This window comes from Kitasatospora sp. NPDC094019, from assembly GCF_044764505.1.
In the GTDB taxonomy this organism is placed as follows: domain Bacteria; phylum Actinomycetota; class Actinomycetes; order Streptomycetales; family Streptomycetaceae; genus Kitasatospora.
Window position 1 is genome coordinate 316,674 of sequence record NZ_JBIWIF010000006.1, and the last position, 18,162, is coordinate 334,835.

General features: G+C 73.8%; 17 protein-coding genes. 8 read left to right on the forward strand and 9 right to left on the reverse strand.

The window, feature by feature from the left end; translation table 11 throughout:
- Positions 1–8: 8 nt before the first annotated feature.
- On the forward strand, positions 9–1,223 hold the full coding sequence (locus tag ACIQ9P_RS16245; protein WP_402355446.1) for a sensor histidine kinase: 1,215 nt from the start codon (positions 9–11) through the stop codon (positions 1,221–1,223).
- 87 nt (positions 1,224–1,310) lie between these two features.
- Here ACIQ9P_RS16245 and ACIQ9P_RS16250 read toward each other — a convergent pair whose 3' ends face one another.
- Positions 1,311–2,378, reverse strand: coding sequence for a S1C family serine protease (locus ACIQ9P_RS16250; RefSeq protein WP_402355849.1), 1,068 nt, complete (start codon positions 2,376–2,378; stop codon positions 1,311–1,313).
- Positions 2,379–2,641: 263 nt separating this feature from the next.
- Here ACIQ9P_RS16250 and galE point away from each other — a divergent pair, with 263 nt between their 5' ends.
- Positions 2,642–3,625, forward strand: coding sequence for a UDP-glucose 4-epimerase GalE (gene galE / locus ACIQ9P_RS16255; protein WP_402355448.1), 984 nt, complete (start codon positions 2,642–2,644; stop codon positions 3,623–3,625).
- Between the two features lie 51 nt (positions 3,626–3,676).
- Here galE and ACIQ9P_RS16260 read toward each other — a convergent pair whose 3' ends face one another.
- Positions 3,677–6,070 (reverse strand): PQQ-binding-like beta-propeller repeat protein, encoded by a 2,394-nt coding sequence (locus tag ACIQ9P_RS16260; RefSeq protein WP_402355450.1) that lies wholly within the window; start codon positions 6,068–6,070, stop codon positions 3,677–3,679.
- Positions 6,071–6,527: 457 nt separating this feature from the next.
- Here ACIQ9P_RS16260 and ACIQ9P_RS16265 point away from each other — a divergent pair, with 457 nt between their 5' ends.
- A complete protein-coding gene (locus ACIQ9P_RS16265) occupies positions 6,528–7,175 on the forward strand; it encodes a TetR family transcriptional regulator (protein ID WP_402355452.1) in 648 nt (215 codons plus the stop codon).
- A gap of 297 nt (positions 7,176–7,472) precedes the next feature.
- On the opposite strand, the gene ACIQ9P_RS16270 is transcribed toward ACIQ9P_RS16265, so the two are convergent.
- From ACIQ9P_RS16270 to ACIQ9P_RS16295, 6 genes are all read right to left on the reverse strand, one after another.
- The gene (locus ACIQ9P_RS16270; RefSeq protein WP_402355454.1) at positions 7,473–8,417 is read right to left on the reverse strand and encodes a beta-ketoacyl-ACP synthase III; all 945 of its coding nucleotides are present in this window, start codon (positions 8,415–8,417) and stop codon (positions 7,473–7,475) included.
- A gap of 162 nt (positions 8,418–8,579) precedes the next feature.
- On the reverse strand, positions 8,580–9,956 hold the full coding sequence (locus tag ACIQ9P_RS16275) for a L,D-transpeptidase family protein (RefSeq protein ID WP_402355456.1): 1,377 nt from the start codon (positions 9,954–9,956) through the stop codon (positions 8,580–8,582).
- A 110-nt stretch (positions 9,957–10,066) separates the two neighbouring features.
- Positions 10,067–11,230 (reverse strand): aminofutalosine synthase MqnE, encoded by a 1,164-nt coding sequence (mqnE, locus tag ACIQ9P_RS16280; protein WP_402355458.1) that lies wholly within the window; start codon positions 11,228–11,230, stop codon positions 10,067–10,069.
- 92 nt (positions 11,231–11,322) lie between these two features.
- Positions 11,323–12,285 (reverse strand): threonine/serine dehydratase, encoded by a 963-nt coding sequence (locus tag ACIQ9P_RS16285; protein WP_402355460.1) that lies wholly within the window; start codon positions 12,283–12,285, stop codon positions 11,323–11,325.
- An 80-nt stretch (positions 12,286–12,365) separates the two neighbouring features.
- The gene (locus ACIQ9P_RS16290; RefSeq protein ID WP_402355462.1) at positions 12,366–12,827 is read right to left on the reverse strand and encodes an Lrp/AsnC family transcriptional regulator; all 462 of its coding nucleotides are present in this window, start codon (positions 12,825–12,827) and stop codon (positions 12,366–12,368) included.
- A gap of 129 nt (positions 12,828–12,956) precedes the next feature.
- A complete protein-coding gene (locus ACIQ9P_RS16295) occupies positions 12,957–13,622 on the reverse strand; it encodes a UbiX family flavin prenyltransferase (protein WP_402355464.1) in 666 nt (221 codons plus the stop codon).
- Between the two features lie 54 nt (positions 13,623–13,676).
- On the opposite strand from ACIQ9P_RS16295, the gene ACIQ9P_RS16300 reads away from it, so the two are divergent.
- The 5 genes from ACIQ9P_RS16300 (at position 13,677) to ACIQ9P_RS16320 (ending at position 17,624) form a co-directional block, all read left to right on the forward strand.
- Complete coding sequence (locus tag ACIQ9P_RS16300; RefSeq protein WP_402355466.1) at positions 13,677–14,420, forward strand: cyclase family protein; 744 nt, start codon at positions 13,677–13,679, stop codon at positions 14,418–14,420.
- Between the two features lie 66 nt (positions 14,421–14,486).
- Positions 14,487–15,203, forward strand: a complete 717-nt coding sequence (locus ACIQ9P_RS16305) for an MOSC domain-containing protein (RefSeq protein WP_402355468.1) — start codon at positions 14,487–14,489, stop codon at positions 15,201–15,203.
- Positions 15,204–15,311: 108 nt separating this feature from the next.
- Positions 15,312–15,722: a GntR family transcriptional regulator gene (locus ACIQ9P_RS16310; RefSeq protein WP_402355470.1), complete on the forward strand. Its 411-nt coding sequence runs from the start codon at positions 15,312–15,314 to the stop codon at positions 15,720–15,722.
- A gap of 22 nt (positions 15,723–15,744) precedes the next feature.
- Positions 15,745–16,638, forward strand: a complete 894-nt coding sequence (locus tag ACIQ9P_RS16315; RefSeq protein WP_402355472.1) for an ABC transporter ATP-binding protein — start codon at positions 15,745–15,747, stop codon at positions 16,636–16,638.
- The gene (locus ACIQ9P_RS16320; RefSeq protein WP_402355474.1) at positions 16,635–17,624 is read left to right on the forward strand and encodes an ABC transporter permease; all 990 of its coding nucleotides are present in this window, start codon (positions 16,635–16,637) and stop codon (positions 17,622–17,624) included. Before ACIQ9P_RS16315 ends, ACIQ9P_RS16320 begins: the two co-directional genes overlap by 4 nt.
- A 64-nt stretch (positions 17,625–17,688) precedes the next feature.
- Here the strand turns inward: ACIQ9P_RS16320 and ACIQ9P_RS16325 are convergent, their stop codons facing one another.
- The gene (locus tag ACIQ9P_RS16325; protein ID WP_402355476.1) at positions 17,689–18,063 is read right to left on the reverse strand and encodes a VOC family protein; all 375 of its coding nucleotides are present in this window, start codon (positions 18,061–18,063) and stop codon (positions 17,689–17,691) included.
- Positions 18,064–18,162 lie beyond the last annotated feature (99 nt).

The window sequence follows — 18,162 nt, forward strand, 5'->3', positions numbered from 1 at the left end:
AGAACCAGATGAAGCCCAAGGACAGCCGCACCGGGGACGCCGGCGCGCAGGCGCCCGCCGGACGCACCCCGCCGTACGGCGCGCGGATGTGGCGGCAGGTCGGGCGGCTGCTGCTGAACCTGCCGCTCGGGATCGCCGGCTTCGTCTTCACGGTCGTGACCCTGTCGATCGGCCTCGCCCTGTCCGTCACCGTGATCGGACTGCCGCTGCTCGCCGCCGGCCTGGCCGGCTGCCGGAGGATGGGCGGCTTCGCCCGCGGCCGGGCCCGGTCCCTGTACGGCTCCGGGGTGCACGAGCCGGAGCCGGTGCCGCGCCGGCCGGGCGTCACCGGCTACGCGATCGCCCACCTGACCGACGGGCTCTCCTGGCGCTCGGCGCTCTACCACGTGCTGATGCTCCCGTGGGGGGTGCTGAGCTTCGCCGTGACCCTGGTCTTCGTCCTGGTCGGCTGGCCGGCCCTGCCCTGGGTGGTCCGCGCCGGGTCGGCGGTGGACCGGATGCTGGTCGAGGTCCTGCTCACCCCGGGCGCGCTCTCCGAGCGGGTGCGGGAGCTGGAGGACGACCGCGGCACCGTCGTCGACACCGCCGCCGCCGACCTGCGCCGGATCGAGCGCGACCTGCACGACGGCGCCCAGGCCCGGCTGGTGGCGCTGGCGATGGACCTCGGCATGGCCAAGGAGCGGCTGCGGGAGCCCGAGACCCCGCAGGACGTGGCGGCCGCCGCGAAGATGGTGGACAACGCCCACGGCGAGGTGAAGCTGGCCCTCCAGGAGCTGCGGGACCTCGCCCGGGGCATCCACCCGGCGGTGCTGACCGACCGCGGCCTGGACGCGGCGCTCTCCTCGGTGGCCGCGCGCTGCACCGTGCCGGAGGGGGTCAAGGTGCACGTCGACCTGAAGGCCCCGGACGGCGGCACCGCCCGGCCCGACTCGGCGGTGGAGGGCATCGCCTACTTCACCGTCAGCGAGCTGCTGACCAACATCTCGAAGCACTCCGGCGCCCGCTCCGCCACCGTGGACGTCTGGCGGGCCGGCGGCCAGCTGATGCTGCTGGTCCAGGACAACGGCAGGGGCGGCGCGGCCCCCTACCCGGGCAGCGGCCTGGCCGGGCTGGCCGACCGGGTCCGGGCGGTGGACGGGGTGTTCCTGGTCGAGAGCCCGGAGGGCGGCCCGACCTCGGTGACGGTCGAGCTCCCCTGGCACACCCGCGCCGCCCGCCGCTGACCGTCCTCTCCACCCGGACGGCGGGCGCCCCGCGAACCCTTGCGCGGTGTGCGGGGCCGCCCGCCGTCCGGGGGCTCTGGGGGGACCCTAGGGCGTCGCCAGGGTGCCGAGGGTGACCTCGGTGGTGGTGTTCCTGCCGTCCCGGCTGTAGGTCACGGTGACCTTGCTTCCCGGCGCGAGGGAGGCCAGGGCGGTGGTGAGCGAGTTCAGCGAGTCGACCTGGGTGTCCCCGATCCTGGTGATCACGTCCCCGGGCTGGAGGCCGGCCGAGGCGGCCGGACCGCCGTCCGCGACGGCGACCACGACGGCGCCGGCCGGGCGGTAGTTCTGGTCGAAGTAGGTCCGGGCGGTGATGCCGAGCGCGGCCCGGCCGGAGTTGGTGACCTTGCCGTCCTTGATCAGCTGATCGGCGATGCTGGTCACGGTGGACGCCGGGATGGCGAAGCCGATGCCGGGGGCGGCGGCGCCGTTGGCCTCCGGTTCGGTGGCGGCGAGCGTGTTGATCCCGATCACCTGGCTGTCCAGGTTGACCAGCGCGCCGCCGCTGTTGCCGGGGTTGATGGCGGCCGAGGTCTGCACCATGTTGCCGATCACGGCGCCCGGCGAGCCCTCGGTGCGCGGCTCGGAGACGGTCCGGCCGGTGGCCGAGACGATGCCCTGGGTGACGCTGCTGGAGAGTCCGAGCGGGCTGCCCATGGCGAGGGTGATCTGGCCCAGCTCGACCTTGGTGGAGTCCCCGAAGGCGGCCGGCCTGAGCCCGCCGGGCGGGCTGCTCAGCTTGATCACCGCGAGGTCGGAGTCCGGGTAGCTCGCGACCAGGGTCGCGTCCAGCGGCTTGGTGCTGCCGGCCAGGGTGACCGTGAAGGTGGTGGCGGTGCCGACCACGTGGGCGTTGGTGACGATGTCGCCCTTGTCGTCGTAGACGATCCCGGAGCCGAGGCCGCTCGCGGTGGTGATCTGGACCACCGAGGGCAGGACGTCCTTGATCACCTTCTGGTAGTCCGACTGGAGCTGGTTGGCGCCGCCCGGCTGGGCGGCGGAGCCGCCGGAGGCGGTCGCGGACCCGGCCGTCCCCGAGGAGGATCCGGAGGCCGAGGACGACGACGAGGACGAGCCGCCGCTGCTGCACCCGGCCAGCGCGAGCGCGGCCAGCAGCACGACGGCCGCGGGCGCGGCGGGCGCGAGCGGACCCCGGTCGCACGCCTTCGGCCCGGTGGGGCGCGGTCCGGCCGGAATCGGACGGGTGGGCTCCTTCTTGCGGTTCACCGGTGACGCCTCCGGATTCCTCGGCTCACGGCCGCGGGGCCGTTCGGACAGGACGCAGTGGTCTTTGTCAGCATTTCACCGAAATGTCCGAATACTCGGCTCCGACTCACCCGCGGCACCGGCGCGAAACCCACGGGCCCTAGGATTCGCCCATGACTTGGTTGATCACCGGCGGTGCCGGATACATCGGCGGGCACGTCGTGCAGCAGCTCCTCGACGCGGGCGAGCGCGTGGCCGTACTGGACGACCTGAGCACCGGTGACCGGGCCCGACTGCCGAAGGAGGTCGTCCTGGTCGAGGGGTCGACCCTGGACCGGACCGCGCTGGACGCGGCCGTCCGCGACCACCGGGTGGAGGGCGTCCTCCACTTCGCCGCCAAGAAGCAGGTCGGCGAGTCGGTCGAGCAGCCCTTCCTGTACTACCGCGAGAACATGATCGGTCTCCAGACCGTGCTGGAGGCCGCGGCCGAGGGCGGCGTCAAGCGCTTCCTGTTCTCCTCCTCCGCCGCCGTCTACGGCATGCCGGACGTCGACCTGGTCACCGAGTCGACCCCGTGCGCGCCGATGAGCCCCTACGGCGAGACCAAGCTGGCCGGCGAGTGGCTGGTCGCCGCGGCCGGCAAGGCCCACGGCATGTCCACCGTCGCCCTGCGCTACTTCAACGTGGCCGGCGCCGCCTCGCCGGAGCTCTCCGACGCCGGCGTCTTCAACCTGATCCCGATGGTCTTCGAGCGGCTCACCGCCGGCCGGGCCCCGCTGGTGTTCGGCGCCGACTACCCGACGCCGGACGGCACCTGCGTCCGCGACTTCATCCACGTCTCCGACATCGCGTCGGCGCACGTGGCGGCGGCGAAGCGACTGGCCGCCGACCCGGCCGGGGAGACCTCCCTGGTGCTCAACATCGGCCGCGGCGAGGGCGTCAGCGTGCGCGAGATGCTGGACGTCATCGGCAAGGTCACCGGCTACGACACCACGCCGGAGATCACCCCCCGCCGCGCCGGCGACCCGGCCCGGGTGGTGGCCTCGGCCGACCTGATCCACCGCGAGCTGTCCTGGACCGCCCGGCACGACGTCGAGGACATGGTCGCCTCGGCCTGGGAGGGCTGGTGCGGCCGCCACCCGGAGGCGCGCAAGTAGTCCGGCCCGGCACCGGGCGCGGCGGGGGCTCCGGCCCCCGCCGCGCCCGGGTCAGTGCGAGGGCACCGCGGTGCCGTAGAAGGCGTCCAGCGCGTACACGCAGCGGTCCTTGCTGCCGACGAACACCTTGCCGCCGACCGCAACCGGTGAACCGGTCAGCTCGCCCTTGGTGCCGAGCTCCCAGCGCAGCTGACCGCCGGCCAGGTCCAGGGTGTGCAGCGAGTGGTCCCGGCTGCCGAGGTGGACCAGCCCGTCGGCGACCGCCGGGGAGCCGACGATCTCGCCCCGCGCGGTGTAGCGCCAGCACTCCCGGCCGCCGGCCGCCTCGAAGGCGTACAGCACCTCACCGCTGCCGACCAGCACCATGCCGTCGCCCACCACCACCGGCTCGGCGCCCTGCCGGGTGCCGGTGGCCGCGCGCCAGCGGTCCCGGCCGGTGGCCGCGTCCAGCGCGTAGACGGTGCCCAGGTAGTCGGCCACGTAGACCGCGTCGGCGTCCAGCGCCGGCGGGGTGAACAGCACCACCGGGGCCTCGAACCGCCAGCGCTCGGCACCGCTCGCCGCGTCCAGCGCGTACACCCTGGTCCCGGCCGTCACGTAGAGCACCCCGGCCCGCTCGACCGGGCGGGACGGCACGTCCTCGCCGACCGGCACCGACCAGCGCAGGCCGGAGCCGCGCGGGTCCACGCAGCGCAGCCGGCCGCCGCCGTAGTAGTAGGCCGAACCGGCCACCAGGGCGGGCCCGGACTGCGGGTTCTCGTAGTCCTGCTGGGCGTCGTCGGCCCGCCACAGCTCGGCCCCCGTGACCGCGGAGCGCAGCTGCACGCCGCCGCCCCGGACACCGCAGCAGAGCACGCCGTCGGCCGCGTCCAGCGCGTACACCCAGCCGTCCAGCGAGTGCCGCCAGCGCTCGGTGCCGTCGGCGACGTCGACCGTGTAGAGGTGGGGGCCGTCCGCCGCGTGCACCCGCCCGGCGTCCACGGCCAGGGCCCAGGCGACGTCCCGGGTCTTGTAGCGGCGCTGCCCGGACGCGATGTCCAGGGCGTGCACCTCGAAGCTGGAGACGAACAGGGTGCCGTCGGCGACCACCGGGGTACCCCAGACGTCGTTGGACATCCGGAACCGCCAGGGGCGCCAGCGGGCGGCGCGGGCCGGGGGCGGGGTGATCCGGCGGACCCAGTCCGTCTCGGCGGGCGCCGCGCCCGGGCCGGTCGGTTCGGCGCGCGGGCCGGGCCCTATCCGGACCGAGGCCCCGGGCAGCCGGACCTCCGCCTCCTCCTCGCCGACCGGCCGGCGGTGGCGGCTGGGGGCGGAGATCTTCTCGGTCGCGGCCTCGGTGTCCGGGGCGGGCGGCGCGCTGTGCACAGGGCCGACGGACGGCGGCGCGTGCCCGGCCACCTGGCGGGTGCGCGGGTCGTCCTGGCCCGGCCGGGGCGGCGGGGCGGAGTGCGGGACCGGCCCGTGGCCCGCCCGGTGCTGCTGGGGCGGCGGCACCGACGGCGGCGGGACGACCGGCGGCTGCGCCACCTGGGCCTGCGCCGCCGCGGGCGCCGGGCGGCCACGGCGCTTCTGCTCGATCAGGGCCAGCGCGTTGGGCGGCAGCCAGTCCCCGGCCTCGCCCGAGGCGTCGTCCCGGGAGAACAGGTGCGGGGCCAGCTCGACCTGGATCTGCTCCGGCGTCGGCCGGTGCTCGGGGGCGGGCCGCATGCAGGCCCGCACCAGGTCGACCAGCTCGGCCGGCAGACCGGAGAGGTCGGGCTGCTCGCGCAGCAGCTGGAACACCGTCTCCACCGGGTTGGCGCCCCGGTAGGGCGGGTGGCCGGTGGCGCAGAACACCAGCAGCGAGCCGAGCGAGAAGACGTCGCTGGCGCCGGTGACACCGCGGCTGTCCCGGGCCTGCTCGGGCGACATGTACGCCGGGGTGCCGACCGCGACGTTGGTCATGGTGAGCCGGGTGCTGGAGACCCCGGCGGCGATGCCGAAGTCGATCACCCGGGGGCCGTCCTCGACCACCAGGACGTTCGAGGGCTTGAGGTCGCGATGGACCAGCCCGGCCGCGTGGATGGACTGCAGCGCCTCGGCGATGCCGGCGACCAGCCAGCGCACCGCCCCGACCGGCAGCGGACCGCAGTCGTTGACCAGGTCCTCCAGGGACGGCGCCGGCACGTACGCGGTGGCCAGCCAGGGCACCCGGGCGTCCGCGTCCGCGTCGACCACGGCCGCGGTGTAGAAACCGCCGACCGTCTTGGCGGCCGCGATCTCCCGGGCGAAGCGGATGCGGAACAACTCGTCCTCGGCCAGTTCCCCCCGGACGGTCTTGATCGCCACTCGGCGGCCGGACGCGGACCGCGCCAGGTAGACCAGGCCCATTCCCCCCGCCCCGAGCCGCCCCAGCACCTCGAAGGGCCCGATCCGCCTCGGATCGTGCGCCGTCAGCTGGTCCACCCGCTGCCACCTCCCCGTCTTGAGCACCGCCCCGCGTGGTGCCGGGCACCCACCGCGTGGTGCCGGACCCGATTCTCCAATGCCGCCCGTCCCATCTCCAACCTCCCCCGCCCGGAACGCCGTCCGGCCCCGGAAGGGGCCACGACCCGGTCAGCGGCTCGGGAACGGCCGGATCCTGACGCCCGCTCCGGCCCGGGCTTGCGCCCGACACGCCCGGAGGCCCGGTGAGGGGCGATTCACACCCCCGACCATTTCGTCACGCTCCGTTACTCGATAACCCCTCAGTGAAGGGGTCGTCACCCTGTGGCGTCATCGGTGCACGGGGGGGCGTCATGACGCCCTCCGGAGGCCGATGAATATCCGTCCGAAGGGCCCGTAGCCCCTATACCAACCCCCGGGCGGAGTAATTGTCACATCACCGAATCGCGCCAAGATCGGGCCACGGTAAGCTGACGGCATGACAGGACAAGTTCGCACCGTCGACGGTCGCGTCGCCGGGCGACGCGGACAGGAGACGCGGCAGAAGCTGCTCGACTGCCTCCGCGAGATGCTCAGCACGTCGCCCTATCGGGACGTCAAGGTCATCGACGTCGCCCGTATGGCGGGTACCTCCCCCGCGACCTTCTACCAGTACTTCCCGGATGTCGAGGGCGCTGTCCTCGAAATCGCCGAGGAAATGGCCAAGGACGCCGACACGCTCAAAGAGCTGGTGGCCGGAAAGTCCTGGGCAGGGAAGTCCGGCACGACCACTTCGGAAGAACTGGTCGACGGATTCCTCGCCTTCTGGCGCAAGAACGACGCCATTCTCCGAGTGGTCACGCTCGGTGCCGCCGAAGGGGACAAGCGGTTCTTCAAGATCCGCATGACCGTCCTGAACGCGGTCGCCAAGCCACTCACGGAAGCCGTCAAGGAACTCCAGGCGAAGGGACAGGCCGACAAGACACTGGATCCGGCCGCCGTGGCCGGTTCACTGGTCTCCCTGCTCGCCTCCGCGGCCGAGCACCAGAAGGCGTTCACCTCCTGGGGCGTCAAGGTCAAGGACCTCAAGCCCAACCTCGCTCCCCTGGTGTACCTGGGCGTCACCGGCAAGAAGGCGCCCAAGTAGACCGATCCGCCACGACCCACTCTTCCGCTTCGCGCGCGCCCCGGCCTCCTGTCCGGGGTACGACGGACGGCGGCCGTGTCCTCGGGGGAGGTCCGCCGGCGGTCCGCAGCGCGCCCCGACATGCCTGTGGGCGGTCACCCTGCGCGGGGTGACCGCCCACAGGCATGTCGGGGGCCGTTCCGGGCCCCGTACGGCCCTGGGGGCCTCACGGGCGCCGCGGTGCGCCGGGAGCCGCCCAGGGGGCCGCCGGGAGGCGTCCGGGACCGGACGGGGGCGCCACCGGGGCGCCGGTGGCCGTCACGGGCAGCGGACGACCTGGCCGGCGTAGGCGAGGCCGCCGCCGAAGCCGAACAGCAGCACCGGGTCGCCGGGCGACAGCTCGCCGCGCTCGACCAGCTTGGAGAAGGCCAGCGGCACCGAGGCCGCCGAGGTGTTGCCGGATTCCACCACGTCCCGGGCGACCACCGCGTCGGTGACCCCGAGCCGGGACGCGATCGCGTCGATGATCCGCAGATTGGCCTGGTGCGGCACGAAGCCCTTGAGCTCGGACGGGTCGATCCCGGCCCGCTCGCACGCCTGCCGGGCCAGCGGGGCGATCTGCGTGGTCGCCCAGCGGAACACCGACTGGCCCTGCTGGCTGATCACCGGGTCCCAGCCGGTGATCACCACGGCGTCGCCCCGCTCGGGCTCCGAACCCCAGACCACCGGGCCGATACCGGGCTCGGCGCCGTCCTCCTGGGCCTCGACCAGCGCCGCCCCGGCGCCGTCACCGAAGATCACGCAGGTGGACCGGTCGGTCCAGTCGAGGGTGTCCGACATCCGCTCCGCCCCGATCACCAGGGCCTTGGTCGCCGCCCCGGCCCGGATCGCGTGGTCCGCGGTGGCCAGCGCGTACGAGAATCCCGAGCAGACCGTGTTGATGTCGTAGGCGGCCGGGGAGCGGATCCCGAGCCGCGCGGCGACGGCGGCGGCGGTGTTGGGGCTGCGCTCCACCGCGGTGCAGGTGGCCACCACGACCAGGTCGACCTCGGCGGCCGAACGGCCACTGTTCGCCAGCGCCTTCTGGGCCGCCTCGGTGGCGAGGTCGACGACGGTCTCGTCCTCCGCGATGTGCCGCGTCCGAATGCCGACGCGGCTGCGGATCCACTCGTCGTCGGTGTCGACCAGCTTCGACAGGTCGTCGTTGGTGAGGACCTTGGGGGGCTGGTAGTGGCCGAGTGCCACGATGCGCGAACCGGTCATACTGCCCACTCAACCCGGTTACCCGCTGGTCAGTCGGGCGCGACCGGCTACAGGATCCGCGCCGGGATGCTGTAGGAGGCCGACAAGGACCGTTGCGGCAGGCGGGTCCCGGGCGGGCCCGCAAAGAGAGTCGTGGACGAACGGCGGCCCGGTCCGGGCAGCTCAGGCCGCCAGCGAGGCGGCGTCCCCCATCACGATCACCGGGTGGGCCGCGGGGTCGAGGGTGCGGATCAACTCGGCCATCCTGTCCTCCGGCACCGAGACGCAGCCGTGCGTCGGACCGCCGTGGTCGACGTGGATCCAGATCCCGCCGCCCTTGGTCGAGCCGTTCGGGCGGCGGGGGTCCAGCGGGGAGTTGCCGGGCACCCGGTTGTAGTCGATCGCGATCACGTAGTCGAAGGACCCGGCCAGCTGCTCGCCGGCGAAGCCCCGGCCGGAGACCACGAAGTTCGGGTCCCGGTCGTACGGGAGCCGGCTGCCCGGATCGGCCTTGCGGCCGCCGGCGTCGGTGAGCGAGAAGACGCCGATCGGGCTGCGCAGGTCGCCCTCGTTGTGGTCGGTGGTCCAGCCCTTGAAGGCGTTGTGGCCCTGCCAGGTCTCGCCGGCCAGCCAGCGGCCCTCGCCGGTGCGGGTCCACAGCGTGACGGCGCTCCGGTTGGTGTCCTTGCCCTCGCCGGTGGCCAGCACCACCTGGTTGGTGCCGGCGGGTATCCGGCCGGCGAAGGCGGCGCCGAGGCCCGGGATCGCGGCCACTGAGCCGTCGGTGCGCTCGCTGCGGTCGGCGGCGGGGGTCTCGGTCTGCCGGGCATCGGCGGCCCGGGCGGCCGGGTCCGCGGTCGGCGAGGGCTGGTCGGCCGCCGGCTGCGCGGCGCGGCCGGGGGCGAAGCCCTCGGCGCCGGGGCCGTCGGCGCTGGTCACACCCGGCTTGGCGGCGTCCTCGCCGACGGTGTACCAGCCCGCGGCGGCGGCCAGCAGCAGGGCGGTGCCGGCGGTGACGGCGCGGCCGGTGCGCTTCTTCCGGGGCTTGCGGCGGTGGCCCCGGGCGGCCGTCCGGGATCCGGGGGCGGAGGCCGCGGTGGCGGTGTCGGCGCTCCGCTGCTGCGGCAGCGGGGCCGGCGGCGCCTGGTCCTGCGGCTCCGGCCGGTACTGGTCCTCGTACCCGTGCCGGCCCGGGGCCTGGCGGGAGGGCTCGTACAGGGGCTGGTCCGAGGACTGCCCGGCGCCCGGGTACCCGTACCCGTCCTGCGGGGCGGTCCGGTACACCGACTGCTGGTACCCCGACTGTGGATGTCCCGACCGCTGGTACACCGACTGCTGGTGGCCCGACTGCTGGTCCACCGGGAGGACCGGCTCGGCGGCGTACGCCTGGAAGGGCCGGTCGTACACGTCGTGGTCGGCGAGGCTCCGGTAGCCGTACCCGGGGTCCTGACCCTCGTGGACGGTGCCGTATTCCTGCTGGTACTCGCCGTACGACGGCTGCGGCGCCTCGTGCACCGGCTCGTACGACGGGTACGGGGAGGTGCGACGGTGACCGGACATGTGGCCGATCCTGCCAAACGGAGGCCGGGTTGGGAAACCCGGGGGCTGTGCGGGCCCGGTGAAGACGGCGCGCCGCCCGGGCCGCGGGGGCCCGGGCGGCGCGGCACGCGTCAGAGGCGCATCGCCTGCGGGGTCTCCCGGCGGGCCAGGTCGGGACCGTCGTACTCGCGGATGATCTCGTAGCGGGTGTTGCGCTCGACCGGGCGGAAACCGGCGTCCCGGATCAGGCCGAGCAGGTCCTCGCGGCCCAGCTTGTTCGGGGTGCCGAAGTTGTCCGCGTCGTGGGTGATCTTGTACTCGACCACCGAGCCGTCCATGTCGTCCGCGCCGTGGCTGAGCGCCAGCTGGGCGGTGGTGACGCCGTGCATCACCCAGAAGACCTTGACGTGCGGCACGTTGTCGAAGAGCAGCCGGGAGACCGCGAAGGTCTTCAGCGCCTCGGCGCCGGTGGCCATCTCGGTGCGCGCCATCAGCTTGTTGCGCACGACGCCGTCCTTGGAGTCGTGGAAGTCGTGCTGGTAGCGCAGCGGGATGAAGACCTGGAAGCCGCCGGTCTCGTCCTGGAGCTCACGCAGCCGCAGCACGTGGTCCACCCGGTGGCGGGGCTCCTCGATGTGGCCGTACAGCATGGTGGCCGGGGTCCTGAGGCCCTTGCTGTGGGCGAGCCGGTGGATCCGCGACCAGTCCTCCCAGTGGGTGTCGTGGTCGACGATGTGCTGGCGGACCTCCCAGTCGAAGATCTCCGCGCCGCCGCCGGTCAGCGACTCCAGACCGGCGTCGATCAGCTCGTCGAGGATCTCGTCGGCGGGCAGGCCGCTGATCCGCTCGAACCAGTGGATCTCGGTGGCGGTGAAAGCCTTCAGCGAGACGTTCGGCAGCGCGGCCTTCAGCTCCCGCAGCGAGCGCGGGTAGTAGCGCCACGGCAGGGTGGGGTGGAGGCCGTTCACGATGTGCAGCTCGGTGAGGGAGTCGACCTCCATCGCCTTGGCGAGGCGAACGGCCTCCTCGATCCGCATCGTGTACGCATCCTTCTCGCCCGGCTTGCGCTGGAACGAGCAGTACGCGCACGACGCGCTGCACACGTTGGTCATGTTGAGGTGGCGGTTGACGTTGAAGTGGACGACATCGCCGTTCTTCACCGTCCGCACGTGGTGGGCGAGCCCGCCCAGCCAGGCCAGGTCGTCGCTCTCGTAGAGCGCGATCCCGTCCTCCCGGGTCAGCCGCTCCCCCGCGTAGACCTTCGCCTCCAGCTCGCGCTTGAGCCCTGCGTCCATGCGGTGCCCCGCCTCCTCCGACTTCGAATCGTTGCCGGAACGAGCGTACGCCCCCACCGGCGTCGACTCGCGGGCAGCCGCCCCCGGGCGGGTCAGCCGGCCAGCAGCTCGGCGAGCAGCGCGGGCTCGATGTTGCCGCCGCTCACGACCGCCGCGACGGCCCGGCCGCCGGTCTCGGCGGCCCGGTGGAAGTACGCGGCCGGGGCGACCGCGCCGGACGGCTCGGCGACGATCCGCCCGCGCCGGGCCAGCAGCGCCACCGTGGAGCGGATCTCGTCCTCGGTGACGGTGACGATGTCGTCCACGTAGGTGGTGATGTGCTCGTACGGCAGCACGCCCACCGAGGGGGTGCGCAGTCCGTCGGCGATGGTCCGGTAGGTGTCGGCGACCGGCCAGGTGATCCGCTCGCCGGCCCGCAGGCTCGCCCGGGCGTCGGCGGCGAGTTCGGGTTCGACGCCGATCACCCGCACCTCGGGGCGGGTGAGCTTGAGCGCGGCCGCGGTGCCGCCGATCAGCCCGCCGCCGCTGACCGGGACGAGCACGGTGTCCAGCTCGGCCGGGGCGTCGTCGGCGATCTCCAGGCCGACCGTGCCCTGGCCCGCGATGATGAACGGATCGTCGTACGGGGGCACCCAGACATAGCCGTGCCGCTCGGCCAGTTCGCCGGGCACCACGTCCCGCTCCTCCGGCGACACCACCAGCACCTCGGCGCCGAACGACCGGGTGGCCTCGATCTTGACCGCCGGCGAGGTGTCCGGCATCACGATCACGGCCTTGATCCCGAGCAGCTGGGCGGCGTACGCCACCGCCTGCGCGTGGTTGCCGCTGGACTGGGCGACCACGCCGCGGGCGCGCTCGTCCTCGCTCAGCGCGGCGAGCCGGTTGTACGCGCCCCGGGTCTTGAACGCCCCGGTCGGCTGGAGGTTCTCGGGCTTCAGCCAGAGCCGGCGCCCGCCGTCCGCCGCCCACGGGGCGGGGACCAGCGGGGTGCGCACGGCGACTCCCGCGATGCGCTGCCGAGCCGCCCGCAGCTCCTCCAGACCGACCAGTGCCATGTCCGCCACTCCCCCGTGCGTGTTCGTCCGTGCGTGTTCGTCCGTGCTGTCGGAACCGGCGGGCCTGTCCGCCGTCGACGCTATTCGCTCTCGACGAGCGGCAGCTCGCTGACCCGGCTCTCCCACTTGGTGGAGAGTACGACGGTGGTGCGGGTGCGAGCCACACCCTTCGTGCCCGAGATCCGCTTCACCACCGACTCCAGGCCCTCCACGTCGGGCACCCGGACCTTGAGCATGTACGAGTCGTCGCCGGCGATGAACCAGCAGTCCTCGACCTCGCCCAGGTCCTTCAGCCGGAACGCGACGTCCTCGTGGTCCGCCGCGTCGGTCAGCTGGAGGCCGATCAGGGCCGTCACGCCGAAGCCGAGCGAGGCCGGGTTGACCGTCGCGCGGTAGCCGGTGATGACACCGGCCTGCTCGAGCCGGTTGATCCGGTCCGTGACGCTGGGGCCGGAGAGGCCCACCAGCCGGCCCAGCTCGGCGTAGGACGCGCGGCCGTTCTCCCGGAGCGCCTGGATGAGCTGTCTGTCCACCGTGTCCATATACCGTCCGCGTCCTTCCGAACCTCACCAGACCCACAGATCATTATCCGGATTCAAAGGCGCCATGCTCGCACCAACCCGGATATCGCAGAGAACATACTCTCCCGTCCCACGGCTCCTCACTCCCCCTCAGGCCGGTCGCTCCGCCGCGCGCGCCGCCCCGCCCAGCTCCCCCTCCCAGCGCCGGTACAGCGTGTGGGACACGCCGACGGCGTCCAGGACCCGTCCGGCGACGAAGTCGACCAGCTCGCGGACGGTGGAGCCGCCGGCGTAGAACCCGGGCGAGGCGGGCAGCACCACCGCGCCCTGCGCGTCCAGCTCCACCAAGTGCTTCAACGTCACCCCGTTGAGTGGCGCCTCCCGGACGCAGACGACCAGCGGACGCCGCTCCTTGAGGGTGACACTGGCCACGCGCTGGAGCAGGTCCTTGCTGAGACCCAGCGCGATCCCGGCCACCGCCCCGGTGGTCGCGGGCACCACCAGCATCCCCTTCGCCGGGTAAGAGCCGCTGGACGGACCGGCCGCGAAGTCCCCCGCCGGCCAGTACCGGACGTCGTCCAGGCCGTCGGCCGCGGCGCCCAGCCACTCGGCCAGATCGGCGCGCCAGTGGGCGTCCCGGAAGGCGATGCCGGTCTCGTCGAGGATCGTCAGCCGGGCGGCCCGGCTGACCACCAGGTCGACGGACTCGCCGGCGGCGAGGAGGGCGCGGATCACGGACGCGGCGTACGGGGTGCCGGACGCGCCGGAGACCCCGACGATCCAGGGGCGGCGCACGGGCTGCTCAGGCTTTTCCATAGTGCTTCCTTTCTATCCCCACCCCGCCCCGGCCCGCCCTGGGAGGATGGCGGCATGGCCCCGACCCTCGTCGACCTGACCCACCAGGTGACCACCGCGATGCCGGTCTACCCCGGCGATCCGGCCGTCGTCCTGGAGCCCGCCCTCACCACCGCCACCGCCGGGGTGAACGTGCTCGCCGTGCACCTCGGCTCGCAGTCCGGCACCCATGTCGACGCGCCGTACCACGTCGACGTCACCTGGCCGACGCTGGACGGCCTGCCGCTGGAGCGGTTCACCGGCCCGGCCGTGGTGGCCGACCTGCGCGGTCTGGACCCGCGCGCCGAGGTCACCGCCGAACAGCTCGCGCCCGCCCTGGAGCGGGTCGGCGAGGGCACCGTCCTGCTGCTCGCCACCGGATGGGCGCGGCACTGGGGCACCGACGCCTATCTGGCCCACCCGTCCCTGACCGCCCGGGCCGCCGAGGCGATCGTGGCGGCCGGGGTCCGCACGGTCGGGGTGGACGCGCTGAGCGTCGACCCCACCCCGGATCCGGGCCCGGGCGATCCGGCGGTGGCGGCGCTGCTCGCCGACCTCACCGACGAGCACGACCAGCCGGCCGCCGAGGAACCCACGCTGGCGGCCCACCGGGTGCTGCTCGGGGCGCCGGGCGGCGGGGTGATCGCGGAGAACCTGACCGATCTGCGGCCGCTGCTGGCGGCGCAGGAGGCGGGACGGGCGGTCGAGGTGTCGCTCTTCCCGCTCCGGCTGGTCGCGGCCGACGGGGCCCCGGTCCGGGCGGTGGCCCGATTGGGGTGAACCCCTCGCCGCACTCGGAGACTTGGTCTAGACCATCATCGGCGCGCGGCGGTACGCTGTCCGGCCATGGCAGAGATCATCGGAGTCGTCGAGCAGCTCTGGCGCTACCCCGTGAAATCCACCGGCGGCGAGCGGCTCGACTCCGTCGACGTGGACGACCGCGGGCTCGCGGGCGACCGCGTCTACGCCGTGCGCGACGGCCAGGGCAAGCTCGGCTCCGGCAAGAACACCCGCCGCTTCCGGCGGATGGACGGTCTGCTGCGCCTCTCCTCCCGACTCGGCCACCGGCTCGACGGCCCAGAGCTGTTCGACCCGCTCGGACAGCCGGTCACCGACCCGACCGCCTTCCTGCGCGCCTACCTCCAGCGCGAGGACGTCGAACTCGCCCGCGAGGACGCCGTCTCCCACTTCGACCAGCTCCCGGTCAGCGTGCTCACCACCGCCACCCTGGAGTGGGTCGCCCGAGCCGCTCCGTCCGCCGCGGTCGACGTCCGCCGCTTCCGCCCGAACATCCTGCTGCGCACCCCGCCCGGCACCCCGCCGTTCAGCGAGGACTCCTGGTTCGGCCGGGAGGCCCGGGGCGGCGCCCGCTCGGGCGCCCGGCTCGCCTTCGTCCGCTCCAGCGAGCGGTGCGCGATGGTCACCGTCGCCCAGCCCGGCCTGCCGCACGCGCCCGAGATCCTCAAGGCCATCGCCCAGGCCCACGACGCCCGGCTCGACGCCCTCGCCGAGGTCGCCGCCCCGGGGCGCCTCGGTGTCGGGGACACCCTGACCCTCGACTGACGCCGGTCCGCCGCCCTCCCCCACCACCCGTCAATTCGCGCGTCGGAATCGCCACTTGACTGACGTACGCCTATCCTGTCTTACTGTCGTAGGACAGGAGAACAACTGGTGATCGAGTTCGTGCTCGACGGCCGCTCGCGGGTGGCCACGTACATGCAGCTGGTCCTACAGGTGAAACAGGCACTGCGGGTCGGACTCGCGCAACCCGGGGACCGGCTCCCCAAGGTGCGCGACGTGGCCCAGGCGCTGGCGATCAACCCCAACACCGTGCTCAAGGCTTACCGGGAGCTGGAGTTGGAAGGACTCGCCGAGGGCCGGCCCGGCGTGGGGACGTTCCTTGTCCGCACCCTGGCCGGACCCGCACTGGCCCACCAGGCCGAGCTGCGCACCGAGTTGGTGGCCTGGCTGCGCCGGGCGCAGACCGCCGGGCTCACCCGCGAGGACATCACCGCACTCGTCGACACCACCCTGCGAGCCACACCGGACCGGCCGCCCACCGACGGCGCCGCGCCCGCCTGAACGTCATCCCGGGGGAGACACCATGACGGAATTAGCTCTGCACGCCGAGGCGTTGGGCAAGCGCTACGGGCAGACCTGGGCACTCCAGGGCTGCTCGCTGGAGCTCCCGGCCGGGCGGATCGCCGCCCTGGTCGGCCCCAACGGCGCCGGCAAGTCCACTCTGCTCCACCTCGCCGTCGGCCTGCTCCGGCCCGACCGCGGGCAGGTCCGCGTCTTCGGGCGGGACCCGCGCCACGACCCCGACGCCCGGGCCGACCTCGGGTTCGTCGCCCAGGACACCCCGCTCTACCCCGACTTCACCGCCGCCGAGCTGATCACCATGGGCCGGCGGCTCAACCCCCGCGGCTGGGACGACACGATCGCCCGCGACCGGCTCACCCGGCTCGGCCTGCCGCTGGACAAACGCGTCGGCCGTCTCTCCGGCGGCCAGCGCGCCCAGGTGGCCCTCGCGCTGGCCCTGGCCAAGCGGCCCCGGTTGCTCCTGCTCGACGAGCCGGTGGCGGCGCTCGACCCGCTCGCCCGGCACGAGTTCATGCAGACCCTGATGGGCGCCGTGGGCGAGTACGGCACCACCGTTCTGCTCTCCTCCCATCTGCTGAACGACCTGGAACGGGTCTGCGACCAGCTGGTCCTGCTGCACACCTCGCAGGTCCGGCTCTCCGCCCCGGTCGACGAACTGCTCGCCTCGCACTGCCGGCTGACCGGCCCCAGGACCCCCGACGGCACCGCCGTCCCCGGGGTGGCCGCGGTGATCCGGGCCAGCCACACCGAACGGCAGTCCACCCTGCTCGTCCGCACCGAAGGACCGGTCGACGAGAGCGTCTGGACCGTGCACGAGGTCACCCTGGAGGACCTCGTCCTCGCCCACCTCGGCGCCTCCGCGGGCGCCGCCGTCGCCACGGAGGTGGCCGCGTGATCTGGCTGACCTGGCGCCAGCACCGCAAGCAGGCCCTGTGGACGGCCGCGGCGATCCTCGCGCTCGCCGCCGTCCTGGTCCCGACCGGCCTGGCCATGCGCTCCACGTTCCAGGACTCCGGCCTCGGCGCCTGCCTGCGCGCGCTCGGCCACGCCGAACTCGTCGACAACGGCGGCTGCGAGGCACTGAGCGAACGCTTCCGGAACAAGTACGACGCGACCGCCTACCTGGCCGTCCTGCTGGTCCTGCTGCCGCTCCTCGCCGGCATCTTCCTCGGCGCCCCGCTGGTCGCCCGGGAGGTCGAGAACGGCACCCACCGGCTGGTCTGGACCCAGGGCGTCAGCCGCCGGCGCTGGATCCTCACCAAGTTCGGCCTGGTCGGCGCGGTCGCGCTGGTCCTGTCCGTCGGCTACGCGCTCGGCGCCGCCTGGTGGCTGGAGCCGCTCGCCGACAACGGTCTCGGCCGCTTCCGCTACCTGGTGTTCGACGTCCAGGGCACCGCGCCGATCGGGTACACGCTGTTCGCGGTCGCGCTCGGCATCCTCGCCGGCACCGTGGCCCGCCGGGTGCTGCCCGCGATGGGCCTCTCGCTCACCGCGTTCATAGCCGTCCGGGCCCTGGTCGAGCTGTTCGCCCGCCCGCACTTCCTGCCCGCGAGAACGCTCACCTACGCGATCGACAGCCCGCTGATGGCCAACCGCTTCGCCGGCTCCTGGATCTACCGGGAGGGCGTCCGCAACGGCACCGGCGCCCTCGTCCTCCCGGACGGCCGGATCGGCTGCGCCACCGGTCCCGACGGAAGCGACAGCTCCGGCTGCCTGGCCCGCGTCGCCCAGGACTACGGCCCCGGCCCGCACACCAACTGGCAGGAGTACCAGCCGGCCGACCGCTTCTGGACCTTCCAGGCCATCGAGACCGGGATCTTCCTCGCCCTGACCGTCCTGCTGGTCACCCTCGCCGTCCGCCGGGTCCGCCGGATCTCCTGAGACCGGGCGGGCCGGGCACGGGGCCGGCCCGCCCCTTCCCGGCCCGCCGCGGCCCGCGCGGGTCTCAGCGGCGTTCCGGGAGCAGGCACAGCGGGTGGCCGACCGGGTCGGCGTAGACCAGCCACCCGCCGGCGTCCCGGAGCAGGGTCGCCCCGAGGGCCCGGACGGCGGGGTCGGCGGTGGCGAGGTCCGGCACGTCGACGTCCAGATGGGCCTGCTGCGGGTGCTCCGGGTCCGGCCAGCGGGGCGGGCGGTACCCGGCGACCCGCTGGAAGCAGAGCACCCGGCCGTCGGGGGTGTGCAGGGTGGACCAGTCCTCGTCCAGCGACCAGCGCGGGTCCGGGCGGTCCACCTCGCCGCCGAGCAGCCCGGCGTAGAACCGGGCCAGCGCGGCCGGGTCGGGGCAGTCGAGCACGAGGCACTGCAACCGGCCGATCATCGGGGCTCCTTCGGGACGCTCGGGGGCGGGTCCGGGGTCGGCGGCCGCGGGCTCCGGTGGCCGTGCTGGACAAGCCGACCGAAGATCGTGAACATGCTC

Excerpts from the sequence above, each read along its gene's own strand:
- ACIQ9P_RS16245 (WP_402355446.1), top strand. The coding sequence starts at position 9 with ATGAAGCCCAAGGACAGCCGCACCGGGGACGCCGGCGCGCAGGCGCCC.
- galE (WP_402355448.1), top strand. The coding sequence starts at position 2,642 with ATGACTTGGTTGATCACCGGCGGTGCCGGATACATCGGCGGGCACGTC.
- ACIQ9P_RS16265 (WP_402355452.1), top strand. The coding sequence starts at position 6,528 with ATGACAGGACAAGTTCGCACCGTCGACGGTCGCGTCGCCGGGCGACGC.
- ACIQ9P_RS16270 (WP_402355454.1), bottom strand. The coding sequence starts at position 8,417 with ATGACCGGTTCGCGCATCGTGGCACTCGGCCACTACCAGCCCCCCAAG.
- ACIQ9P_RS16275 (WP_402355456.1), bottom strand. The coding sequence starts at position 9,956 with ATGTCCGGTCACCGTCGCACCTCCCCGTACCCGTCGTACGAGCCGGTG.
- mqnE (WP_402355458.1), bottom strand. The coding sequence starts at position 11,230 with ATGGACGCAGGGCTCAAGCGCGAGCTGGAGGCGAAGGTCTACGCGGGG.
- ACIQ9P_RS16285 (WP_402355460.1), bottom strand. The coding sequence starts at position 12,285 with ATGGCACTGGTCGGTCTGGAGGAGCTGCGGGCGGCTCGGCAGCGCATC.
- ACIQ9P_RS16290 (WP_402355462.1), bottom strand. The coding sequence starts at position 12,827 with ATGGACACGGTGGACAGACAGCTCATCCAGGCGCTCCGGGAGAACGGC.
- ACIQ9P_RS16295 (WP_402355464.1), bottom strand. The coding sequence starts at position 13,622 with ATGGAAAAGCCTGAGCAGCCCGTGCGCCGCCCCTGGATCGTCGGGGTC.
- ACIQ9P_RS16300 (WP_402355466.1), top strand. The coding sequence starts at position 13,677 with ATGGCCCCGACCCTCGTCGACCTGACCCACCAGGTGACCACCGCGATG.
- ACIQ9P_RS16305 (WP_402355468.1), top strand. The coding sequence starts at position 14,487 with ATGGCAGAGATCATCGGAGTCGTCGAGCAGCTCTGGCGCTACCCCGTG.
- ACIQ9P_RS16315 (WP_402355472.1), top strand. The coding sequence starts at position 15,745 with ATGACGGAATTAGCTCTGCACGCCGAGGCGTTGGGCAAGCGCTACGGG.
- ACIQ9P_RS16325 (WP_402355476.1), bottom strand. The coding sequence starts at position 18,063 with ATGATCGGCCGGTTGCAGTGCCTCGTGCTCGACTGCCCCGACCCGGCC.